20 protein-coding genes are annotated in these 21,533 nt (G+C 70.2%); 8 read left to right on the top strand and 12 right to left on the bottom strand.

Going from position 1 to position 21,533, the window contains the following annotated elements; genetic code table 11:
• The first annotated feature begins 7 nt into the window (after positions 1-7).
• Complete coding sequence (locus tag OG992_RS11440; RefSeq protein ID WP_266303198.1) at positions 8-730, top strand: tetratricopeptide repeat protein; 723 nt, start codon at positions 8-10, stop codon at positions 728-730.
• A 118-nt stretch (positions 731-848) separates the two neighbouring features.
• Positions 849-1,316, top strand: coding sequence for a hypothetical protein (locus OG992_RS11435; RefSeq protein WP_266303197.1), 468 nt, complete (start codon positions 849-851; stop codon positions 1,314-1,316).
• Positions 1,317-1,410: 94 nt separating this feature from the next.
• Here the strand turns inward: OG992_RS11435 and OG992_RS11430 are convergent, their stop codons facing one another.
• From OG992_RS11430 to OG992_RS11420, 3 genes are read right to left on the bottom strand one after another with little or no spacing between them, the layout of a single operon-like run.
• Positions 1,411-2,112, bottom strand: coding sequence for an NADPH-dependent F420 reductase (locus OG992_RS11430; RefSeq protein WP_238686412.1), 702 nt, complete (start codon positions 2,110-2,112; stop codon positions 1,411-1,413).
• A 27-nt stretch (positions 2,113-2,139) separates the two neighbouring features.
• Positions 2,140-3,168, bottom strand: a complete 1,029-nt coding sequence (locus tag OG992_RS11425; RefSeq protein ID WP_238686411.1) for an LLM class flavin-dependent oxidoreductase — start codon at positions 3,166-3,168, stop codon at positions 2,140-2,142.
• Complete coding sequence (locus tag OG992_RS11420; RefSeq protein ID WP_266303196.1) at positions 3,161-4,210, bottom strand: LLM class flavin-dependent oxidoreductase; 1,050 nt, start codon at positions 4,208-4,210, stop codon at positions 3,161-3,163. The genes OG992_RS11425 and OG992_RS11420 overlap by 8 nt, the downstream gene beginning before the upstream one ends.
• Before the next feature lie 111 nt (positions 4,211-4,321).
• Here OG992_RS11420 and OG992_RS11415 point away from each other — a divergent pair, with 111 nt between their 5' ends.
• Both OG992_RS11415 and OG992_RS11410 read left to right on the top strand, forming a co-directional pair.
• The gene (locus OG992_RS11415; RefSeq protein WP_266303195.1) at positions 4,322-4,813 is read left to right on the top strand and encodes a MarR family winged helix-turn-helix transcriptional regulator; all 492 of its coding nucleotides are present in this window, start codon (positions 4,322-4,324) and stop codon (positions 4,811-4,813) included.
• A 163-nt stretch (positions 4,814-4,976) separates the two neighbouring features.
• Entirely contained in the window at positions 4,977-6,950 is a 1,974-nt protein-coding gene (locus OG992_RS11410; protein ID WP_266303194.1) for an ABC transporter ATP-binding protein, read from the top strand.
• A gap of 85 nt (positions 6,951-7,035) precedes the next feature.
• On the opposite strand, the gene OG992_RS11405 is transcribed toward OG992_RS11410, so the two are convergent.
• The 3 genes from OG992_RS11405 to OG992_RS11395 all read right to left on the bottom strand — a co-directional run bounded on the left by OG992_RS11405 (position 7,036) and on the right by OG992_RS11395 (position 11,091).
• Entirely contained in the window at positions 7,036-7,545 is a 510-nt protein-coding gene (locus OG992_RS11405; RefSeq protein ID WP_266303193.1) for a nitroreductase/quinone reductase family protein, read from the bottom strand.
• A 39-nt stretch (positions 7,546-7,584) separates the two neighbouring features.
• On the bottom strand, positions 7,585-10,218 hold the full coding sequence (locus OG992_RS11400) for a hypothetical protein (protein WP_266303192.1): 2,634 nt from the start codon (positions 10,216-10,218) through the stop codon (positions 7,585-7,587).
• A 114-nt stretch (positions 10,219-10,332) separates the two neighbouring features.
• Positions 10,333-11,091: a hypothetical protein gene (locus tag OG992_RS11395; RefSeq protein ID WP_266303191.1), complete on the bottom strand. Its 759-nt coding sequence runs from the start codon at positions 11,089-11,091 to the stop codon at positions 10,333-10,335.
• A 341-nt stretch (positions 11,092-11,432) separates the two neighbouring features.
• Between OG992_RS11395 and argS the strand changes: the two genes are divergently transcribed.
• Entirely contained in the window at positions 11,433-13,151 is a 1,719-nt protein-coding gene (gene argS / locus OG992_RS11390; protein ID WP_266305191.1) for an arginine--tRNA ligase, read from the top strand.
• Between the two features lie 20 nt (positions 13,152-13,171).
• Here argS and OG992_RS11385 read toward each other — a convergent pair whose 3' ends face one another.
• From OG992_RS11385 to OG992_RS11375, 3 genes are all read right to left on the bottom strand, one after another.
• On the bottom strand, positions 13,172-13,513 hold the full coding sequence (locus tag OG992_RS11385; RefSeq protein ID WP_238686609.1) for a helix-turn-helix transcriptional regulator: 342 nt from the start codon (positions 13,511-13,513) through the stop codon (positions 13,172-13,174).
• Between the two features lie 190 nt (positions 13,514-13,703).
• On the bottom strand, positions 13,704-14,897 hold the full coding sequence (locus tag OG992_RS11380; protein ID WP_266303190.1) for an endo-1,4-beta-xylanase: 1,194 nt from the start codon (positions 14,895-14,897) through the stop codon (positions 13,704-13,706).
• A 323-nt stretch (positions 14,898-15,220) separates the two neighbouring features.
• Positions 15,221-16,051, bottom strand: a complete 831-nt coding sequence (locus tag OG992_RS11375; RefSeq protein ID WP_238686400.1) for a PIG-L family deacetylase — start codon at positions 16,049-16,051, stop codon at positions 15,221-15,223.
• Positions 16,052-16,240: 189 nt separating this feature from the next.
• Here OG992_RS11375 and OG992_RS11370 point away from each other — a divergent pair, with 189 nt between their 5' ends.
• The gene (locus OG992_RS11370) at positions 16,241-17,146 is read left to right on the top strand and encodes an alpha/beta fold hydrolase (protein WP_266303189.1); all 906 of its coding nucleotides are present in this window, start codon (positions 16,241-16,243) and stop codon (positions 17,144-17,146) included.
• Between the two features lie 17 nt (positions 17,147-17,163).
• Here OG992_RS11370 and prfH read toward each other — a convergent pair whose 3' ends face one another.
• Both prfH and OG992_RS11360 read right to left on the bottom strand, forming a co-directional pair.
• A complete protein-coding gene (gene prfH, locus OG992_RS11365) occupies positions 17,164-17,781 on the bottom strand; it encodes a peptide chain release factor H (protein WP_266303188.1) in 618 nt (205 codons plus the stop codon).
• Positions 17,778-18,965 carry an RNA ligase RtcB family protein gene (locus tag OG992_RS11360; RefSeq protein ID WP_266303187.1) on the bottom strand — a complete coding sequence of 396 codons (1,188 nt, stop codon included), beginning with the start codon at positions 18,963-18,965 and terminating at the stop codon, positions 17,778-17,780. The genes prfH and OG992_RS11360 overlap by 4 nt, the downstream gene beginning before the upstream one ends.
• A 172-nt stretch (positions 18,966-19,137) precedes the next feature.
• Here OG992_RS11360 and OG992_RS11355 point away from each other — a divergent pair, with 172 nt between their 5' ends.
• Both OG992_RS11355 and OG992_RS11350 read left to right on the top strand, forming a co-directional pair.
• Positions 19,138-19,668 (top strand): adenylate kinase, encoded by a 531-nt coding sequence (locus OG992_RS11355; protein WP_238686396.1) that lies wholly within the window; start codon positions 19,138-19,140, stop codon positions 19,666-19,668.
• Positions 19,669-19,705: 37 nt separating this feature from the next.
• On the top strand, positions 19,706-20,152 hold the full coding sequence (locus OG992_RS11350) for a hypothetical protein (RefSeq protein WP_266303186.1): 447 nt from the start codon (positions 19,706-19,708) through the stop codon (positions 20,150-20,152).
• A gap of 96 nt (positions 20,153-20,248) precedes the next feature.
• Here the strand turns inward: OG992_RS11350 and OG992_RS11345 are convergent, their stop codons facing one another.
• Positions 20,249-21,400 carry an ice-binding family protein gene (locus OG992_RS11345; protein WP_238686394.1) on the bottom strand — a complete coding sequence of 384 codons (1,152 nt, stop codon included), beginning with the start codon at positions 21,398-21,400 and terminating at the stop codon, positions 20,249-20,251.
• Between the last annotated feature and the right edge of the window lie 133 nt (positions 21,401-21,533).

The raw sequence follows: 21,533 nt of genomic DNA, 5'->3' as shown, positions 1-21,533 counted from the left end.
GAGGGTCATGACCTTCAGTGAGAGCGTGCGCTCGGCGTTTCGCCGAGGCGAGACCGACGCCGTGGTGCGGATGAGCGAGGCCGAGATCGAGCGGGCCCAGGCGGCCGGCGATCCGGCGGGCGAGGTGGAGGCCCGGTACAGCCTCGCCCGGGTCGCCATTCGCGGCGGTGACCTGCCGGGCGGAGAGGCACGGGCCCGGGAGGCCCTCGCGGTGGCGCTGCGCTCCGGCGACCGGGCCCTGGAGGAACGACCGCGGCACGTGCTGGCCGGCGTCGCGAGGATGTCCGGTGACCTGCTCCGCGCTCGGGACCTGTACCGCGAGAGCATCGCGCTCAACGAGGCGCTCGGCCAGCCCAAGACGGTCAACTCCGAATATCACAACCTGGCGTTCTGCGAGTTGGGGCTGGGCAACGTGGAGGTGGCCCGGACGCTGTTCGCCGAGAACCGCGAGCGGGTGTTCCGCAACGGCTGGGCGGACTTCGTGCCGTACGTCTGCGTTGCTGGCGCCGCGCTCGCGACTGCCGAGGGGGACCACGCCCGCGCGGCGCGGATGATCGGTGTCGCCGATGCCGCGTTCGCGGCGCTCGGCCAGGTGCCGGACCCGGACGACGCCGCGGACCTCGCCCGGATGCGCGCCGCGGCGACCGAGGCGCTCGGCCCGACCGACTTCGACCGGGAGTACGCCGTGGGCCAGCACCTCGAACCGCGGGCGGCGTTCGGCAACGGCTGAACCGCGGGAACTGTTGCCCGTCGTTCGACAGCGGTCTTCCAGCGTTCGGAACGAATCCGCACTGTTCCGTACACCCTGATGGCTTGTGGGGCTCGAGTGGCGATGATGGGTTCGCCTCATGTCAGTCAAGAGAGCAACGCGACCAGCTTTCATCGTGGCCCTGGCGGCCCTCTTCGTCCTACTCGCCGGCGCGCCGGCCGCGGCTACCATCGCGACGCCGGCCGGCTGGCCGCCCGACGTCGTGGACTGCGTCGACGCGCCGGGCCCTTCCTCCAGTTCGTCGTCGCCAGCCCAAGCCTGCTTCCGGGCCTACGGTGACCAGATCTGGGTCTACGACCGCGACACGCCGTACGCGGCCATCGGGGAATGGCAAAACCAGCTCTACTACGGCGAAACCTGGCACAACTACCGCAGTGGCGACTGCCAGAACCTCGAAGGCGAGGGTGCCTGGGGAGTGTGCAACTACGACTTCTACGAGGACGGCACGACTCACCGCTACCGAGATCAAGGCAGTCGGGTGCGGTTCCGGGCCTGTGGCGCCTGGGGCTGCTCCGGATGGTCGCCCTGGTGGCGTAACAACAACTAGCTCCGGGGCACGATGACGATGATCGGGTCGGCGGGCGGGTTCGGAGACTCCCCGCGACCCGATCATCTCTGACCTGAGCGGCCCCAGGTGACGGCTACGACGCCGTGCGTGCAGCCGTGATGATCCGTCCCCGCTCCGACTCTCCGAAGCGGTCGAGCATGGCGCGTACCTCGTCGGCGCTCACGTTGGCGCCGAACAACTCGCTGCCCGGTTCGAGTCGTACCCCCTCGGCCAGCGGGCCGGCGACGACCGGATCGAAGCCGAGCGCGTCCACCAGGGCCGCGACCTCGGTGAGGTCGGCGTCGTCGTCGCCGGCGACCGCGATGGCCTTGCGGCCTGTCGCCCCCGCCGGCCGGGCCTCGTCCTCCAGGTCGTGATAGCCCATGTGGTTGAACGCCTTCACGACGCGTGAGCCGGACAGGAACGCCTGGACGGTCTCGCTCGACGAGGTACGCGGGTTGGTGAGGTCGTCGCGAATGCCGTCGATCTCCCACCAGTAGTTCATGGCGTCGACCACGAGCTTGCCGCGCAACGCCTCGGCGGGAACGCTGCGGTACTTGCCCAGGGGCAGGGCGAGGATGACGACGTCGGCGTCGGCCGCCGCGTCGACAGCCGTCGTGGCCTCGGCACCCGGGGCGAGGACCTCGACGGTGAGGGCGATCTTCGCCGGGTCGCCGGAGCCGGCCACCCGTACCCGGTAGCCGGCGGCGACGGCGAGCCGGGCGAGCACCGTGCCCACCTTGCCGGCCCCGAGGATGCCGAGGGTCGCCGGCTGGCTCCGGTCGTTGTCGTTCATGTCGTCCTCTCGCTGGGAAAGCGCTGATCAGGCCAGCAGTTCGCGGACCATGGGGATCACCTTCGAGCCGTAGAGTTCCACGGCGCGCATCCGGGCGCTGGCCGGTTGCGCTCCGGCCGAGTAGATGAGGTCGAACCGGCCGACGCCGAGGCTGCGGATCGCACGGGCCATCCGGCGGGCCACCGTCTCCGGTGAACCGATGTAGAGGGAGCCGTTCTCCACCTCGGAGTCGAACTCCTGGCGGCGGATCGGTGGCCAGCCCCGCAGTTTGCCGATCCGGTCTCGCATGATCCGGTAGTGCGGCCAGTAGATCTCCTTGGCCTGCTCGTCGGTGTCGGCGATGAAGCCCGGCGAGTGCATGCCGACGGGGTGCGCGGTCGTACCGAGCTGGTCGGCGGCCCGCCGGTACAGGTCGATGTAGGGCGCGAAGCGCTCGGGTGCGCCACCGATGATGGCGAGCATGAGTGGCAGCCCGTACTGGGCGGTGCGGACGACCGACTGCGGCGAGCCACCCACACCGACCCAGGTGTCCAGGTGACCCGATTCGGTCTTCGGGAACACGTCGGCGTTCTCCAGCGGGGCACGCAGGGTGCCGCTCCAGGTGACCGGCTTCTCGTCCAGCAACTTGACGAACAGTTCGATCTTCTCCTCGAACAGGGTGTCGTAGTCGCGCAGGTCGTAGCCGAACAGCGGGAACGACTCGGTGAACGAGCCGCGACCGAGGATGACCTCGGCCCGGCCGTTCGACAGCGCGTCCACTGTGGCGAAGCGCTGGAACACCCGTACCGGGTCGTCGGAACTCAGCACTGTCACGCCGGAGGCCAACCGGATCCGCGAGGTGCGGGTGGCGATTCCGGCCAGCACCGTCTCCGGTGTGGAGACCGAGTACTCCGGTCGGTGGTGCTCGCCCAGGGCGATGACGTCGACCCCGAGTTGGTCGGCGAGCACGGCCTCGTCGACGACCTGCCGGATCGCCGCCGCGTGGGAGACGAGCTTGCCGTTGTCGTCCTCCGGTACGTCGCCGAACGTGTCCAGGCCGAACAGCAGATCAGACATGGTTGGGCTCCTTAGCCAGCAGCTCCCGGACCCGCGGCGCGACCTCACTGCCGAGCAGTTGGATGGTGCGCGCGCGTGCCTCGCGGGGCAGGTGCATGATGTCGTACTTCAGGTCGAAGCGGCTCAGCCGCAGGTCGCGAGCGACAGTGGCGATCTTCTGCGCCACCGTTTCGGGTGAACCGACGAAGAGTGCTCCGTGGTCGATTTCGGCCTCGTAGCGCGCGCGGTCCGGTTTGTAGAAGCCGCGTTCGGCGGCCAGGGCCGCCACGACCGGCTGCCAGTATCGCCACCACGTCTCCACCGCCTCCTCGTCGGTGTCCGCGACAAGGCCGAGTGAGTGCTGCCCGATTGGCTGCAGGGTATGCCCGAATTGTTCGAGCGCCCTGGTGTACAGGTCGACGTGGCCGGTGAAGCGCTGGGGGCGCCCGCCGATGATCGCGAGCATGAGCGGAAGTCCGTGCCGGGCGGCGCGGATGACCGAGTTCGGGCTTCCCCCGACACCGATCCAGGTCGGGATGCCGCCCGGCTGCATCAGTGGGTGCAGCCGCTGCGCCGTCAGTGGGCTTCGTACCGTGCCGGACCAGGTGACCGGTTCGTCCTGCTGAAGCCGCAGGAAGAGGTCCAGCTTCTCCTCGAACAACCGCTCGTAGTCGGCCAGGTCGTAACCGAACAGCGGGAACGACTCGGTAGCGGACGCGCGTCCGAGGACGATCTGGGCGCGGCCGTCGGAGACGGCGTCGAGGGTGGAGAACTCGTGGTAGAGCCGTACCGGGTCGTTCGTGCTGAGCACTGTGACCGAGGTGCCGAGGCGAATTTTCTCGGTCGCCGTCGCGACCGCGGCCAGCAGCACTGGTGTCGCCGAGTCGTTGTGGCCCTCGCGGTAGTGCTCACCGACGCTGAACACGTCGAGTCCTGCCGACTCGGCGAGCCGTGCCTCGTCCACGAGCAGCCGTACCGTCTCGGCGTCGCTCAGGACCCGGTCGCCGTCGGTGGCCACCTCCCCGAACGAGTTGAGCCCCAGCTCGAAGTCTGCAGCTGCCATCGTCTCCTCCTCGGTGCAATCCGCCGGCGATCCACGGAGAGCGGGACCTACCGGTTGACGTGTCAATGATGCTAACTTCGAGATTGACACGTCAATTCCCAGGAGAGTGAGATGACGGAGGCCACACCCGGCCGGCGGGGCGGACGCCAACTCCCGACCGCCGACGAGCTGCGAATCTGGCGGGACTTCATCGAGACGACGGCAGCGCTCGGCTCCCGGCTCGAGTCCCGCCTACAGGGCGACTCCTCGCTCTCGACCGGGGACTACGCAGTGCTCCTCGCCCTCAGTGAGGCGCAGGGCGAGGTGATGCGGTCGTCCGAACTCGCCTCGCACATCGGGTGGGAGCGGAGCCGGCTCTCCCACCACCTCGGGCGGATGGAGCGGCGTGGCCTCATCCGCCGCCAGGAGTGCGCCACTGTTCCCCGCGGGGCGCAGGTGCTGCTCACGGCGGCCGGCGCCGACGCGTTCCGGGGAGCCACCTTTCCGCACCTGCGCGCCATCCGGGAGCTCTTCGTCGACGCCCTCACGCCGGAGCAGATCGTCGCGGCGGGCGAGATCGCCACGGCGCTGAAAGCGCGCCTCGACGCTCCGCGCACACAGTGACGCACCGGGACGCCTTCACGGCGACATCGCATCGATAACGGCGAGTGTTCGGGCGATTGCCGAGAGCTATCTTCGGGTGGTCCAATCCTCCAGAAAGCCGCCACCCGCCGCCCCGCCAGCCCGGCAGGGAATGGCGACGGCTGCGCCGCCCGGAGGTACGTCCATGAGCGAGACCGCCACCGCAGAGGCTCACCGCACCAATCCCGGCACGCCTCACGCTGGGCGTACGGAGTCGGTGCTGCCGGAGCTGCGGGAGATGTGGTGGGAGACGGGGGTGCGGGCACGGGCGGAGGCCGGCCTCTTCGCCGTCTTCGCTGAACTGCCCAGGCTCGTCCGGACAGCCCTCGGCATCAGTTGGCGCGCGGACCGGTTCCGTACCGGAGTGGTGGCCGCGGCCACTGTCGGCGCGGGGGTGATGGCCGCCTTCGGCCTGCTGGCCACCCAGCGGGTGTTGGTGGAACTGTTCGCCGGTGGACCGACAGCGGACAAGGTGCGGGCGGCCCTGCCCGCGCTGGCCGTGCTGGCGGCGACTGTCGCGCTCCGCGCGGGGATGGGCATCGCCACCGGGTACGCGCAGAACGGCTTGACACCCCGGGTGAGCCGTGAGGTGGAGCGGGGCCTGTTCGAGGTGTCCACAGCGGTCCGGTTGGAGGCGTTCGACGCCGACGCGTTCGCCGACGACATGGAACGCGCCTCGCGCGGCACCGAGTCGACGATCGCGCTGGTGCAGGCGTCGATGAACCTGCTCGCCGGGCTGGCCGGGCTGCTCGCCGTGGCGGCCGCCGTCATCGTCATCCATCCGCTGCTGCTGCTGGCGCTGCTGGTTGCCACTGTGCCCAACGCGTGGGCGTCGCTGCGGGCCGGTCACCTGCGTTACCAGACGTACAACGCCGGGTCGGTGCGCCGACGTCGCCTGTGGTTGCTGCACAAGCTGATGGCCGAACGGGCCTCGGCCCCGGAGTTGCGCTCCTACGGGCTGCGCCGGTTCCTGCTCGACCAGTACGACCGGGTGATGCAGGTGGAGACCGACATCCAACTCGCCCTCGCCCGGCGAGTCACGACGACCACCACTGTCGGAGCCATCGTCGGCGGCCTCGCGACCGGCACCGTCTACGCCCTGCTCGGGTTGCTGCTCCTCGACGGGCAGATCCCGCTCGCCGCCGCGGCGACCTGCGTCATCGCTGTGCAGTCCGCGCAGCGGTCGCTGTCCATCGCCACCTTCCAGGTCGACCACGTCTACACCCAGGGGCAGCACTTCGGCGACTACACCGGTTTCATGGCCCGCGCCGACGCCTACCTACCGACCAGCACCGGACCCGCTGCCGCCGCCGATCCTGACCGGCTGCGGGAGTTGACAGTCAACGAGGTGAGCCTGCGCTACCCCGATCGGGACGACCCCGCCGTCGACGGCGTCACGTTGACGATCACCGCCGGGCAGACTGTCGCGTTCGTCGGGGAGAACGGTTCGGGTAAGACGACCCTCGCCGCGATGATCGCCGGCCTTCGCGCTGCCACCGAGGGCAGTATCGAGTGGAACGGTCGGCCGTTGTCGGACTGGAACGTCGACGGGCTGCGCGCCCGGATCGCCGTGGTGACGCAGGAATACCACAAGTGGCCGTTCACGGCGGCCACGAACATCGCCATCGGCGACGTCGACAGCGACGCCCGGCAGGACCGCATCGAGGCCGCCGCCGGCCGCGCCGTCGCCCACGACATGATCAACGAACTTCCACACGGGTACGAGACGCTGCTCGACCGGACCTTCGCGCGGGGCCAGGACCTCTCCGGTGGGCAGTGGCAGCGCATCACCGCGGCTCGCGGGTTCCTGCGCGACGCCGAACTGCTGATCATGGATGAGCCGTCCTCCGCGCTCGACCCCCGCGCCGAGGACGCGCTGTTCCAGACGATCCGGGACCGCAGAGGTCGTGCCACCACGATCCTCATCACGCACCGGCTCGCCAACGTCCGGCACGCCGACCGGATCTTCGTCCTGCACCACGGCCGGCTCGTCGAGGCCGGCACACACGCCGACCTCGTCGCCACCGGCGGCCGGTACGCCGAACTGTTCGCCCTCCAGGCCGCCGGCTACGACGCGAACCTGGCCGAGGGTCACCGGCACAACCCGACCTCCCGTTGAGGACTCGCACTGGCGGCCTCGGCGCGCGAGCTAGCCGCGCCGCCGTCGGCGCGATCGTCCTGGTCGTGAGCTTCGGCCTGGGCCTCTACCTCGCGTTCGGCCGTTGACCCGACGATGGGGATTCACCCTCTGATCTGGGCTCCAGGATCACCACTGTGGTTTCCGACGATCGCCGCGCCGCGTGGGCGTCGAAGTTCTTGTCGGCCTCGCGCCAGCGTGGCCACAGTCGTGACCGCTCGTCGTCGGTGGCGGCCCGACCGCGCACCAGCCGCCGCCCGTCGGCCAGCTCGACTGACGCGTCCGGGTGGGCCTGGAGGTTGAGCCACCAGGCCGGGGCGCCTTCGCCCCACCCGTTCATCGCCACCCCGGCCAGGTTCGGGCCATCCTCGAAGTACGCGATGATGACACTGCGCTGCTGACCGGTGCGGCGACCGGTCGTGGTCAACCGCAGCGTGCCCCACCGGTGCTCGCGCGGTCGCCACAGCCCAACTTTGCTGCCGGTGACCCGGTACAGGCCCCGGTGCACCGACCAGGCCAGCCGGATGAACCACCGCGGCGGAAGCCACGGCGCCTTCGTTCCCTGACCGTCCGACATGGCGAACCTCCCGTAGCGACGGATGATGATGGGTTGGCGTCACCTGTGACGTGCGGCGTACGCCGCGAAGTGATCGGCCCAGCGGCGGGTGACGACCTCGGCGGGCTCGAGCCACTGGGTTGGTTGAGCGGGCAGTGGTAGGCCGACCGACTCCAGGAAGCACTCGACCGGGATCATCGACCGGGTTCGCGACGTCAGCCGGCTGAGCTCGTCTCGTAGTCGCTCCAGACGGTCCCGGTCGCGGTCGATCAGTGCGGTGCAGGACTCGGCAAGTCCGTAGCGGTAACCGATCTCGCCCATCGACGCCTCGTCCAGGGTTCGTAGCCGGTCGATGGCCAGCGCGATGTCCGTCGGTGCCGAGTGCCCCAGCAGGACAGTGGTCAGCAGCGCCGAGCGGGTAGCTACCAGGTGGCCGGACAGGTCGGCCTGCTCGGCGAAGTCGAGCATCTCGTCGGCGCTCACATCGCCGCGGAAGAACGCCCGCCGCATCAGCAGTGTGCCGACCTCTTCCAGGTACTCCCGCTGGCGACCGGCGCCGCGCAGCTTCGCCATGTTGTCGGAGACCTCGGCGAAGTAGCGTTCCGGCCGGCCATGGGCATACTCGGCCACCCTTGTGATGTGGCTCCGCACCGGGAGCCCGTGCGCGGCCTGGTCGGCATCTGTGAAACGTCGCGCCAGGCTCAGCACCTGTGGACGCTGCCCCAGGTGCAGTGGCGTGGGCTTACGTGCGACCAGCTCGTCGAAGACGGCGAGCGCCTCGTCCCAACGCTGGTGCAGCCGCAGGGTGTAGCCCAGATGCCGGCCCGCGGGCGTCCAGAGCGGGTGATCGGAGTCGAAGATCTCACGGAGCAGACTGAGCCGCTCGTCCACGGGCGTCTCGATGGACTTGGCCGCGATGAAGTTCAGGACCAGGCGGCCGTACCCGGTGCGGCTCGCGGCCGGCACCCGGGACCGTAGGCCCTGCACCGAAGGACTGAACACGATCGCGCGTGACAACCAGTCCGCGTAGTTCTCGCTCGGAGCTGGCTCCAGCGTCGTGCCCTGCTCGCACACCAGCACGACCGCGACACCGATCAGGTCCAGGACCTCGCGATTGTCTTCACGATCCTTGGCGTCGTCATGCAGACGTCGGACCGCCGCTGCGGCCCGGCCGGCGGCCAGTTCCCAGTCGCGCTCGGCCCAGCCGCCGGAGATCTGGTGGTCGGACCGGCGGATCGCCTCCCGGACGGCGTCGTGAATCCGGTACGGGAAGCGGTCGCCGTGGTGGTGGTCGATCATCGGACGCCGAACGGCCCGCTCGGCGCACCCGTGGTCGACGTCCGCCGCGGCCGCCATCAGGTGCGTGTCGAAGACCCGGAACAGGCACGCGGCCCGGATGGCCCGTTGCTCGTCGGCCGGAACGTCGTCGAGGATGCGCATCACCAGCGAACCGAGGGAGCCCGTGACGTCCTGGGCCTTCACCTGGCGTCCAACCCCGGCATCCTTGATCGAGATGGCGACCTGCCGGGCCAGTTCCAGATACTGCGGCAGCCCCGCCGACGATCGGACGAGGTGCTCGACGACGTCGTCGCTCATCGGCAGGTCGAGTCGGGTACGTCCGCGCAGGATCAGCGCCCGGGTGTCCGAGGGGGAGAGGTTGCCCACGAGATGCTGCCGGGGATTGTCCGAGGCTCCCGGCACGAGCCCCGGCCAGGTCCAGGCACCGCGGTGCGGAAGGTCGACGCGGCTCTCGTCGTACCAGTCCAGCAGATCGCGCCCGGTCAGCACGAACAACACGTTCGGCATGCAGTGGATCAGCCGGTTGAGGTGCCCCTCCGAGACCCGTCGCGGGTCCAGGGCGAGCCGCTCGGTCGTGTCGACGAACACCGCCACCAGGGGCGACGGAACGATCTGGGCCAGCTCCCACGACAGAGCCGCGGCGAGTTCGCAGGCCAGGGCCGGCCGAGGCTCGGTGGGGCTCGGCTCGTCGGCGCAGCGGAGCAGGAAATCCTCGAAGCCCGGGAACCCGTCGACGGCGAGCCGCAGATCACGTCGGCGCCGAAGTACGCCGACGACCTTCCGGACACCACGCACTCCGAGCGAGGCGGCCGTGCCACCGGCGAGGTCCGCCAGCGAGCCGAGGTCTTTGAGCACCTCGCCCGCCGTCTCCGCCACGGAGTTCTCCAGCTCGTCCCGCCCTCGGAAGCGTGGCAGCGGCTCACCGGGACGGAGGGCCGACCAGTAGGCGGTGAACGCCAGGTCGAAGACCGGCCAGCGGCGGCGGATGCCGGCCGCACCGGCCCTCAACGCGAGCAGTGCGGCCGGAAGGTCCATTCGACCGGCAGAGCCGTGCAGGTCGATGCGGGCCGTCGCGTCGACGGTGGTGGCCGGAGGTGGACCCCAGCCGTTGACGAGCGGGAGATCGTGACGGACCCAGGCCTCCAACCGTTCCGAGAGAGCGGTCTTGCCGATGCCGCCCAGGCCGTAGAAGGTCAGTACGTTGTGGCGGGCGACCCCGACCTCGTCGTCGCTGTCGAGCAGCTGGCGAAAACGGTTCAGTGTCGACTTGAACGCCTGGGACTCGCTCTCCCGGTCGGTGAACAGCTCGCCGGCGTGCGGTGGACCGTCGCGGTGCTCGCCACTGCCCGGGGGAGAAACCTTCATCAGCCGCCACATCCAGGTCGTCGACGTCACTGTGGACCGAGATCCTCTAGTCTCCGGGCGCGAGGGCGGCTCGGGTCGAGGTGTCCATGATCCGACGGAGAACAGGACCGGTCGGTGGAAGCCGTTGTGGCGGCGGCCTCGGGGTTACCGCTGCCAGGCGTCGATGGTGCCTACGCCGTCGCGGACGACCCGGTCCAGGATGGCGGGGTTGCCGCTGGTGCCCTCCCACCCCTGGTCGTCGAAGACCGTCACCGCGCTGTCGACGCGGGCCACAGCGATCTGGCTGGACGCGGTGCCGCCGGTGCGTTCGCCGTTCAGGCTCGTCTCGGGCCACGTCCGGGTCAGCAGCAACGCCTCGTCGCCGACCCCGGGCAGCGCCTTGCTCTTGACGGTGACGCGGCTTCCGGACTGGTCGTACGAGGGGCACGTCTGTAGGGCGGTGCGGAGCCGGCTCAGGTAACCCGCGGCGCCGTCGCCGTCGAAGGTGAAGATGGTCTGGTGGATCATCCCCTGCGGCACGTTGCTGGAGGGCTCGCCGGCCTTCTGGTAGGTGACTGTCATGGCGGCGCTCGCGGTGACCTGCCGGCCGCCGGTGCCGAACTCGTTGCCGCAGAGCTTCGGCAGGGCCTCCTCGACGGGTGTCGTCCGTCGCGGAGACTTGCGCAGCTCGGCGGGCAGCTCGACGAAGGCCGAGGTCGGGATGGTTACCCGGGTGCTCGCGCTCGGCGATGGCGGGTCTGTCGGGGGCGCTGACGCCGACGCGGTGACCGGTGCGGTGGTTGCCGGGGCCGAGCCGGGCGAATCCTCGGTGGCGGTGCAGGCAGCGGTCAGTGCGACGGTGCCGAGCAGCGCTAGCGCGCGTCGCGTACGGGCCATCGACAGTGGTGTGTATCGGCTCATCATCACCCCTCGTTTGTCCCGAGGACGTTCCCTGCCCCGAGTCGACCGAAACGACAATGGGCCCCTCGGGCATCGGCGGGACCGCGGAATTGGGGTGTCGTCGCCTCGGCCGGGTCGCTAGGCTGCCCCGCATGACCAGCGTGATCGCTCAGTGCACCGGACTGTCGTGTGACGTCCAGGTCGGTGCGGGGCGACGCCGGCGATCCGTCGCCCGCCCGCGCTGACCTGTTTCCTGCGACCGGCGGATCGAGCCGCCGGTTGTTCGCTGGTCGTCCTCGGTCCGCCCGTATCTCCCCGTCAACGGCTCACGTGGCAGCGTGGGTCCGAGCGAGATCGGCGTACTCATGGATCTTGAAAAGTTGTTGTCCGACCGGCTGGCACCGGCGTTCGCGGCGGTGGCCGGCGGCCCGGTCGACCCGCTCGTGCGGCGGTCCCCGCGCGCGGACTTCCAGTCCGACGCGGCGCTGGCGCTGGCCCGGCGGCTCGGCCGCCCGCCGCGCGACATCGCCGCCGCGGTGCTGGCGCACGCGGTGCTCGATGACGTCGGCGTGTCGGCGGAGGTCTCCGGGCCGGGCTTCCTCAACCTGACGGTTACCGACCGGGCCCTGGCCGACCTGGTCGCCGGGCTGGCCGGTGACGCCCGGCTCGGCGTGCCGCCGACCGCGACGCCGCAGACAGTGGTGGTCGACTACTCGGCGCCCAACGTGGCCAAGGAGATGCACGTCGGGCACCTCCGCTCCACGGTCATCGGTGATGCTGCGGTCCGGCTACTGGAGTGGCTCGGACACCGGGTGGTGCGGGTCAACCACCTGGGTGACTGGGGGACACCGTTCGGCATGCTGATCGAACACCTGATCGACCTCGGTGAGGCCGAAGCCGCGCAGAACCTGTCGATGGGGGACCTGGACACCTTCTACCGGGCGGCCCGGGTGGCGTTCGACGCCGACGAGGCGTTCCAGGAACGGTCGCGGCTGCGGGTGGTCGCGTTGCAGGGCGGTGACGAGCGGACCCGCCGGTTGTGGCGGCTGCTGGTGACGCAGTCAGAGCGGTACTTCCTGACCGTGTACGACCTGCTCGACGTGACGTTGTCCGCTGCCGACTTTCGGGGCGAGAGCGCCTACAACGACCTGCTCGCGGGCGTCGTCGACGACCTGGACCGGTTGGGGCTGCTGCTGCCCAGCGGCGGGGCCGAGTGCGTCTTTCCGCCCGGGTTCACCGGCCGCGACGGCGAGCCGTTGCCGCTGATCGTGCGCAAGAGCGACGGTGGGTACGGCTACCCGGCCACCGACCTGGCCGCGCTGCGGCAGCGCGTCGGCGAGTTGGGCGCCACCCGGCTGCTGTACGTCGTCGGCCTACCGCAGCGGCAGCACTTCGCGATGGTGTTCGCCGTCGCCGAGGCGGCCGGCTGGCTCTGCCCGCCGGCACGGGCCGAGCACCTCGGCTTCGGGTCCATCCTCGGTGCCGACGGGCGGATGCTGCGCAGCCGGGCCGGTGAGTCGGTGAAGCTGGTCGGGCTGTTGGAGGAGGCGGTCGCCCGTGCCACCGACCTGGCCCGGAGCAGGAACCCGGATCTGGACGCCGGGACCGCCGAGGAGATCGGCCGCGCGGTGGGCATCGGCGCCATCAAGTACGCCGACCTGTCCGTCGACCGGACCAAGGACTACGTCCTGGACTGGGAGCGGATGCTGGCGCTGGACGGCAACACCGCGCCCTACCTCCAGTACGCGTACGCCCGGATCCGGTCCGTGCTGCGGCGGGCCGGGACCGCCGTGCGGCCGGACGTCCCCATCGTCGTCGCGCAGCCGGCGGAGCGGGCGCTCGCGGTCGAGCTGCTCGGCTTCGCGGCGGTGGTCGGCGAGCTGGAGCAGAGTTTCGAGTTCCATCAGCTCGCCGGTTACCTGCACCGACTCGCGACAGTGTTCAACGCGTTCTACGAGCGCTGCCCGGTGTTGCGTGCCACGGATGAGCTGCGGGAGAGTCGGCTGCTGCTGGCCGAGTTGACCGCCCGGACCCTGCGGCAGGGGCTGCGCCTGCTGGGCATCCGCACAGTGGAGCGGATGTGACGAGCCGCCTTCCGGCCCGGTCAGCGGGCCCTCTTCGTCGCCCGCTTCCTGGGCGGCGTCAACAGGTCGGCGATCTGCGCGATCGCGGAGGGCACCAGGCGGTAGTACGCCCAGACCCCGCGCTTGTCGCGTTCGAGGAGGCCGGCCTCGGTGAGGATCCGAAGGTGATGACTCACCGTCGGCTGGGAGAGGTTGAGCGCCGCGGTGAGGTCACTCACTGACGCCTCACCTTCCGGCGCGGACTGGATCAGGCTGAGCAACCGGAGTCGCGCCGGATCGGCGAAGGCCTTCAGCACCCCCGCTAGCCGTTCGGCATCGGCCCGCTTGATGGGATCGCCGGTGAGCGGCGAGATCGCAGGCATGGCAGTTTTCGCAGTTCCCACGCCTGCCATAGTGACACCAACACCATCAATAAACCGGCAGATCCGGCACCAGCCCTCCGATGGCGTCCGGATGGCGACAGCGGAACCACCGAACGTGAGTCGAACGTCGACGTCCGTGGTGGCACACGGGCCGTGTGGAGCTTCGGGAAGCTCCACACGGCCCTGGGCGTCAGCGGCGGGGTCTGGGTGCGATGCGGGGCAGGACGTACGGCGGCCCTGCGAAGATCAGATCAGACTTCAACTCCTGGTACGCCCGCTTGGGCTGGTAGTTCTCGTCGTAGATGGTGGCCAGGCCCTCCGGCGGGTCGTCGAACCAGCCCGGCACCCACGAATGGTTGTCACTGAAGCCCCAGACGGTGTACGACAGGCAGCTCCGCACGGCGAGGCACGCCTTCATCAGCACGCTGAAGTTCGCGGCCGACGCCTGGAGCCGAGGGTTGATCTCCTCCGCGTTGCCCGCCTGGACGCCCTCGGTCAGCTGGCTGCGGACGTCGACCTCGGTGAACGCTGTCGCGACGCCGAGCCCGCTGAACTTCTTCAGCGCGGCGGTCACCTGGAGGGTGTCGAAGTTGCCGTACTGGGTGCCCAGGTGCCCCTGGGAGCCGACGCCGTCGATCGGGACGCCCTGGGCGCGCAGGCTCTTGGTCATGTCGTACACGAACTGGGTCTTGTCGTCTGCCGGGTTGCCCGAGCCGAAGGCCTCGATGTTGTAGTCGTTGTAGAACAGCAGGGCCTTGGGGTCGGCGGCCCGCGCCCAGCGGAACGCGTCGGCGATGTAGCCGGGCCCGAGGTTCTGCGCCCAGAAGCCCTTGTAGTGCAGGGTCGACGGGGTGTCCCACGGGTCGCTGACCGCCTCGTTGACCACGTCCCACTGCCAGATCTTGCCCTTGTAGCGGTTGACGACAGTGGTGATGTGGTTGCGGAGCAGTTCGCGCAACTCCTGCTTGCTGATGGAGCCGTCGGCGACGCCGCTGGTCAACCAGGCGGGCAGTTGGTTGTGCCAGACCAGCACGTGACCGCGCACGCTCTGTCGGTTGCGCTTGGCGAAGTCGACGAACTCGTCGGCCGGCGCCCAGTTGTAGGCGCCGCGGGTTGGCTCCAGGCTCTCCCACTTCATCACGTTCTCGGCGGTGACCGAGGCGAACTCGGAGGAGGCCAGCTTGCGGTACTGCGGGTCGCTGGCGTCGTTGAGGGCAGCCATGTCGACCGCGGTGCCGACGTGCAGGCCGTGGCGCAGGCCGAGGGTGCCGAGGCTCTGCGTCGTGGGGTCGTACGGTCGACTCGCGGTCGCCGGCACCGTGTTCAGCGTGGCGATGGTCGCGACGGCGACCAGGCCGACGGACGACCACTGTCTTAACTTCATGTGCCTTCCCTTCCAGACGATCAATAGATAGATGTCGATCTAGGAGGTGAGGGTCCGGTGGTGGTCGGGGGAAACGCAAACCGATGGAGGACGCCGGTAGTTCCGGCCGGAAACCGGAAACTTGCTCGAAACGTTAAGCCGATCTATGTCTGGGCGTCAACGCTGAAAACTTCCGGAAATTCATCACATGACCTGCCCAGCGTTGAGGGGCTGGCGGTCGAAACTTTCGGCGGCCGGTTCGCGTGGTGAGGTCACGGCGGCGCACAGCGCAGGCATCGTCGACCCAGTGGCCGACGATGCCTGGTGGCGTTACGGAAGAGCGATCAGCGCAGACCGGCGAAGAGGTCGTCCTCGGGGGTCGGCGCGCCCGTCCGGTCCCGGACCCGTACGAAGGTCTCCACGCCCATCAGCTCGGTGAACCGCTCCTGGCCCAGTTGCAGGAAGAAGATGTTCTCGGTCTGACTGGCGTGCGTGGCCAGCGCGTCGAACTTCTGCGCGCCGTACTTGCTCGTGTCGACCCAGGTGGTGATCTCGTCGTCGGGCAGGCCGAGCTGCGGGCCCGGCTCCGCCGCCGCGTCCGGATCGGCCCACTCGACGCCGAGCTCCTTCATGATCCGGCCGAACTCCGCGAACGCCGTAAGCGGCACAGTGGTCCAGTAGACCTTCGCCGGGACGTCCGTCTGCTCGACGGCGGCCATGGTGATCCGATGGGCCTGGATGTGGTCCGGGTGGCCGTAGAAACCGTTCTCGTCGTACGTGACGATCACATCCGGCTGGTACCGCCGGATCAGCTCGGCGAGTCGGGCCGCCGCCTCCGCCACCGGTGTCGTCCAGAACGCGCCGGGCAGGTCGTTGGTGGGCCAACCCATCATCCCGGAGTCGGCGTAGCCGAGGGTCTCCAGGTGAGTGACGTTCAGCGTGGCGCAGCTGGCCTCCAGCTCGGCCTGGCGCATCGCCACCACAGCGGCCGGGTCGTGCCCCTCCTCGCCCGGCTTGACCCCACCCGGGCCGTCCCCACAGCGCCCGTCGGTGCAGGTCACGAGCACTGTGGTGACCCCCTCGGCGGCATAGCGGGCAAGCACGCCACCGGTGCTCGTCGCCTCGTCGTCGGGGTGGGCGTGCACCGCCATCAGGGTCAGAGGTCGCTCAGCCATGCCATCACCCTACGGTCATCCGGTTACGACCCCACGACCTCCACCGGGAACGTCGCAGGACGTGGTCATCCTAGCCAGTTCGGCATCCGTCGAGCGGTCCTTGTGTGAACGGTGCTCAGGCTCCCGGTGGGTCGTTAGATTCGGGCGTGATCGGCACATCCGAGCAGGTCCGGACGCGGGGAGAAGTCGATGGCAAGGGCTGCTGGCGGGTTCACCGACCTGCGACAGGTCGAGGCCGGAGTGCTGAACGTCGGCTACGTGGACGCCGGGCCGCCCGACGGGGACGCGGTGATCCTCCTGCACGGGTGGCCGTACGACATCCACAGCTTCGCCGACGTCGTACCGCTGCTCACCGCCGCCGGTCACCGGGTCGTCGTCCCGTACCTGCGGGGCTATGGCACGACCCGGTTCCTCTCCGACGACGCCATGCGGAACGGCGAACCGGCGGCCATGGGGCTCGACCTCATCGCCCTGATGGACGCCCTGAACATCGACACCGCGAAACTCGCCGGGTTCGACTGGGGCGCGCGGACCGCCGATGTCGTCGCCGCGCTGTGGCCCGATCGCTGCCGGGGACTGGTCTCGGTCAGCGGTTACCTGATCGACGGGCAGAAGTCGGGCACGGTCCCGCTGCCGCCGAAGGCGGAGTTCGCGTGGTGGTACCAGTACTACTTCGCCACCGAGCGCGGTCGGGAAGGGTACGACAAGAACCGGCGCGACTTCGCCAAGCTGATCTGGCATACCGCGTCGCCCAGATGGACGTTCGACGACGCGACGTTCGACCGCAGCGCGGTGGCGTTCGACAATCCCGACCACGTCGACATCGTCATCCACAACTACCGCTGGCGGCTGGCCCTCGCCGACGGCGAGCCGCAGTACGCGGAGATCGAGGAGCGCCTGGCCGCGAAGCCGACGATCACGGTGCCGAGCATCTCGCTGGAGGGCGACGCCAACGGTGCGCCGCACCTGGAGCCCACCGTCTACGGCAAACAGTTCGCCGGCCCGTACGAGCACCGGACCGTCGGGGGCGGTGTCGGACACAACCTGCCGCAGGAGGCGCCGCAGGCATTCGCGGACGCGGTGCTGGAAGTCTGAGTCGCTGGGCCTCCCGGTCACCGGGGCGTCGGACGTTCCACCCGCACCGGATCGCCACGAACCAGCCCGTCGTGGATGCGCCACCGGGCGGTGGTGACGGCCCGCCGCGCCGCCTCGTCGCCCTGCTCGATGCGTTGGCGCAGCAGGTCCAGGGCGATCCGACGGTTGAGGCTGAACTGCCGCTCCTCGTCCACCACGACCACCAGGCCCGAGGGGCGGTGCGTCGCGCGTACCGCAGTGCTGGCCTTGTTCCGGTGTTGACCACCCGGCCCGCCGGTGCGGCAGGCGACGATGTCGACGTCCACCTCGCGGAATGTCGTCGGCCGAGCGTCGCGCTCGGGCGGCTGGGCGGTGACGTACCAGTTCTTCCGACCGACGCCCGACCGGTACGGGCTCGGGGCCTGCCAGCACAGCGTCCCGGTCCACGAGGCCGCGAACGCCTCGGCGTCGACGCCGGAGATCCGGATCAGCGCCGACCGGTAGGTGCCGGCGGGGTCACCGGGCACCGCCTCGACCTGCTGGACCGTCAGACCTCGGCGGACGCCCTCGTCGCGCAGCCGGTGCAGCAGGTGGCTCAGTGCCCAGGCGCACTCCTGCGGCCCACGCCCGGCCGACAACAGCAGGAACGTGGTCATGAGCGGCCTCGCCGGGCGCGGTGGCCCCGCCGCTGCGGGCGTGCGGCGGACCCGAGGTCGGGCGTCTTGTAGGTGACCACTGGCGTCGTGCTGACCACCGGTGTGGCCAGCCGGTGTTCGACCAGGTCGGCGATCACCTGCTCGATGCGCTTGTACGCCGTGGGTGCCTCCTCGAAGAGCAGTTGCCGGTCACCACACACCACCAGCGAACCCACCGGGGTACGGCGTAGCTCCTCGACCGTGTGCTTGGCCCGGCCCCGCCGCAGGGCGTCGGCGCGCGACATCTTGCGGCCAGCGCCGTGGGCCACCGAATGGTTGGCCTCCGGCCCGGCGTGCGCGGCCACCAGGTAGGACGCCGTTCCCCGGGTGCCGGCGATCAGGACATCGCACCCGTCGCCCGGCGCCGCGCCCTTGCGGTGCAGGTAGACCCCGTCTCGGACCTCGACCAGGTTGTGACACTGGTCGACGATCGGCGCGGTGGGCTCCGCCCCCAACGCGTGCGCCACCCGGGTGGCCAGCACCCGGCGGTTGAGCGAGCCCCAACGCACCGCCTCGTCGTGCATTTCGAGGTAGGCGGCGGGGTCGGGCGCCGCTCCGGCGCCGTGGACCTCGGTGTGTGCCCGCAGAATCCGCTCGCCCAGACCACGGGAACCGCTGTGCACGATGAGCACGAGATCGCCCGCGTCGAGCCCGAGCCGGCCCGCGTGCCGTACGTCGAAGACGGTGTCGACGCGGGCCAGCTCCACGAAGTGGTTGCCCCGGCCCACCGTCCCGAGACCGTCGAGGTGGCCGGCCGGAACGTCACGGTCGACAGCGGCCCAGGCGGGGTCGTCTGCGTCGCGTACCAGGTCGAGCGCCTGGTCGAGGTCGGGGAACCGGGCGGCGAGCCGTTCCGGTACGGCCCGCTTGAGCGTGATCGGAAACACGGCGATGCCGCAGCCGATGTCGGAGCCCACCAGGAACGGGTACAGCACTGTCGACGCCATGGCCGCGCCGATGGGCGCACCCTTTCCGGGGTGCAGGTCCGGCATCGCGGCGACGTGCCGCATGCCGTCCAGGGCGGCGACCTGTTGGCACTGCGCGACCGCATCGGACTCGATCCAGCTCGCGGGAGAGGCGAACACCGTGACGGTGGCCGGGGCGGACGGAGGCAGGGGCTCCCGAGGGAGATGGTGCTGGGACAAGGAGGCTCGTCTCTGGCTGCGAACGTGAAAGCGGACGGCGTCACGGCCCCCGGGAGGCATCACCGGTGGCGCGGAGCAGGGGGTGGAGTCCGTCAGTACGTCATGGACGTCACTCTGGCCGAGGCGCGCCGGGCACGACAACCGATTTTTCTTCACGACGTACGCTGCCGCGATGAGCGCACCGCGTCGCATCCTGGTCTACGGGGTGTACGGCTCCGGCAAGTCCACCCTCGCGGCGCGGTTGGCCGACCACCTCGGACTGCCCTGGTATCCGGTGGACGACCTCCTCTGGCAACCGGGCTGGGTCGAGGTGCCGGTCGCCCAGCAACGCGCCCGGATCGAGGAGGTCTGCCGACGGGACCGCTGGATCATCGACGGGGCGTACCACGGCTGGCGGGACGTCCCGATGGCCCGCGCCGATCTGGTCGTCGGCCTGGACTATCCACGATGGTTGTCGTTCGGGCGGTTGCTCCGCCGTACCGTCCGCCGGGTGGCCACCGGCGAGGTGATCTGCAACGGCAACCGCGAGTCGCTGAGCAGTGTGCTGTCCTCGGACTCGATTCTGGTGTGGCACGTCGCCGCCTTCGGCCGGGCCCGACGGCGGATGCGGGCCTGGCAGGCCGACCCGTCCGCGCCGCCAGTGGTGTTACTGCGCTCCCCGGCGGAGCTGGACGTCTGGCTGGCCGGGCTGCCCCGCCGGTGAGGTCACGCGGACACTCGCCGAACTGAGAGGACCGAGGATGAAGTCGACGGAGACACCGGTACGCGACGAGATCATCGCCTTCCTGCACGACTACGCGAGGGCCGTCGAGACCGGCGACAGCGCCGCCGTTGCCGCGAGCTACGCCGAGACGTACATCGAGGGCGACCCGGGCGGGGCGGCGGCCGTCACCAACGACGCCGGGTACCGGGCCGCTCTCGACGAACGCCACGCGGCGATGACCGAGCAGTTTGGTCTGACCGGAGCGCAGGTGGCGGTTCTGGACGTTCTCGATCTCGCACCGGGGTACGTCCTCGTGCCGACCAGGTGGACGTTGGACTTCGCGCCGCCCCGGGGCACGGCCGGCAGCGCGCAGTTCGCGCAGACCTACGTGGTACGCCTCGGCGACCCCCGGCCCCAGATTCTGCTCTACCTGTCCCACGAGCGGGAGGACGAAGCCATGCGCGGGTTGGGGCTTGTCGACTGACCGTCCATGGCGAACGCGTCGTCGGCCCGCTCCCGGTGGGGAGCGGGCCGACGACGTGACATGGCCCGGCCGGGATCACACCGGCCGGGCCACCGATCAGGACTCCAGGCGTCGACGCCGGGCCAGGAAGAACGCGACAGCGCCCAGCACGACCATCACACTTCCGACGCCGGTCATGGCCGGGATCGCACCGCTGCCGGTGACAGGCAGGATGGGGTGCTTGCCGCCGCCACCAGGTCGACCGGGAGGTCCGGGGGGTCCGGACGGACCGGGCGCTCCGGGGCTACCGGGCGCTCCGGGGCTACCGGGCGCTCCGGGGCTACCGGGCGCGCCAGGGGCTCCCGGCGCTCCCGGCGCTCCCGGGCTTCCGGGCGCTCCCGGGCTTCCGGGCGCTCCGGGGCTGCCGGGTGCTCCGGGGCTGCCGGGTGCTCCGGGGCTGCCGGGTGCGCCGGGGCTACCGGGCGGACCGGTGGGCCCGGGTGGGCCGGTCGGTCCGGGCGGGCCCGTCGGCCCGGCGCAGATCGGTGCGGTGATGGTGTTGGTCTGCAGGGTGACGGCCTCGGTGCGCGCCAACGCCCGGCCCTGGAGGGTCGCTCCCGTGGCCATCGTGATCGCGGCCTGGGCCATGATGGTGCCCACGAAGGTGGTGCCGGTGCCGATCGTCGCCGAGCTGCCGATCTTCCAGAACACGTTGCAGGCCGATGCCCCGTTGATCAGGACGACGCTGCTGTTCGACGCCGTCGTCAGCGAGGAGTCGATCTGGAAGATGAACACGGCCGACGGGTCGCCCTGGCCGTTGAGCGTCAACGGTCCGGTCAGTTGGGCGGCCCCGATCCGGTAGACCCCTTCGTTGAGCGTGTTGCCCCCCAGCTCGGCCGGGAGGTTGGTGAACGGGGTCCGGCCGGCGGCGTCGTTGAAGGCGATGGTCAGGTCGCTCTGAGCTTGGAGCGCGACAGCGTCGCCGAGGTGGATCTCGCCGCCGATGGTTGCCGTTTCGAAGCCGGACGAGGTGTTTCCGGGGAACCGCCCGAGGCTCTGGGCCAGGAAGCTGGGGCCGGTGTTGGTGGGCTCCGCTCCGGCCAGGACGGAGAAGTCGGCCGCCGTCCCCAGGTTAACCGGCGCTTCCTGCGCGTTGGCGGCGGTCGAGCTGAAGAGCAGCAGGCTGGCTGCCACAGTGGCGGCTGCGCCAGCCGCGAGCGACGGCAGGACAACTCGCCGCCGTAGCCAATTCTTGGGTTTAGCTGTCACAGAACACCCTCCGTGGGTACTACTCGCAGGAGACGGCCAGCGAGTGGCGTCCTGCGTGATACGGCCTGTATGGCGCCGATGAGCGCGCTGACCACCACATCACGCCAGGTGTTCAAATGAGAGCAAAACGGGC

The organism is Micromonospora sp. NBC_00362 (assembly GCF_026342155.1).
Classification (GTDB): Bacteria; Actinomycetota; Actinomycetes; order Mycobacteriales; family Micromonosporaceae; genus Micromonospora; species Micromonospora hortensis.
The sequence above is the reverse complement of the archived record's forward strand: the minus strand, read 5'-3'. Positions and strand labels throughout refer to the sequence as shown.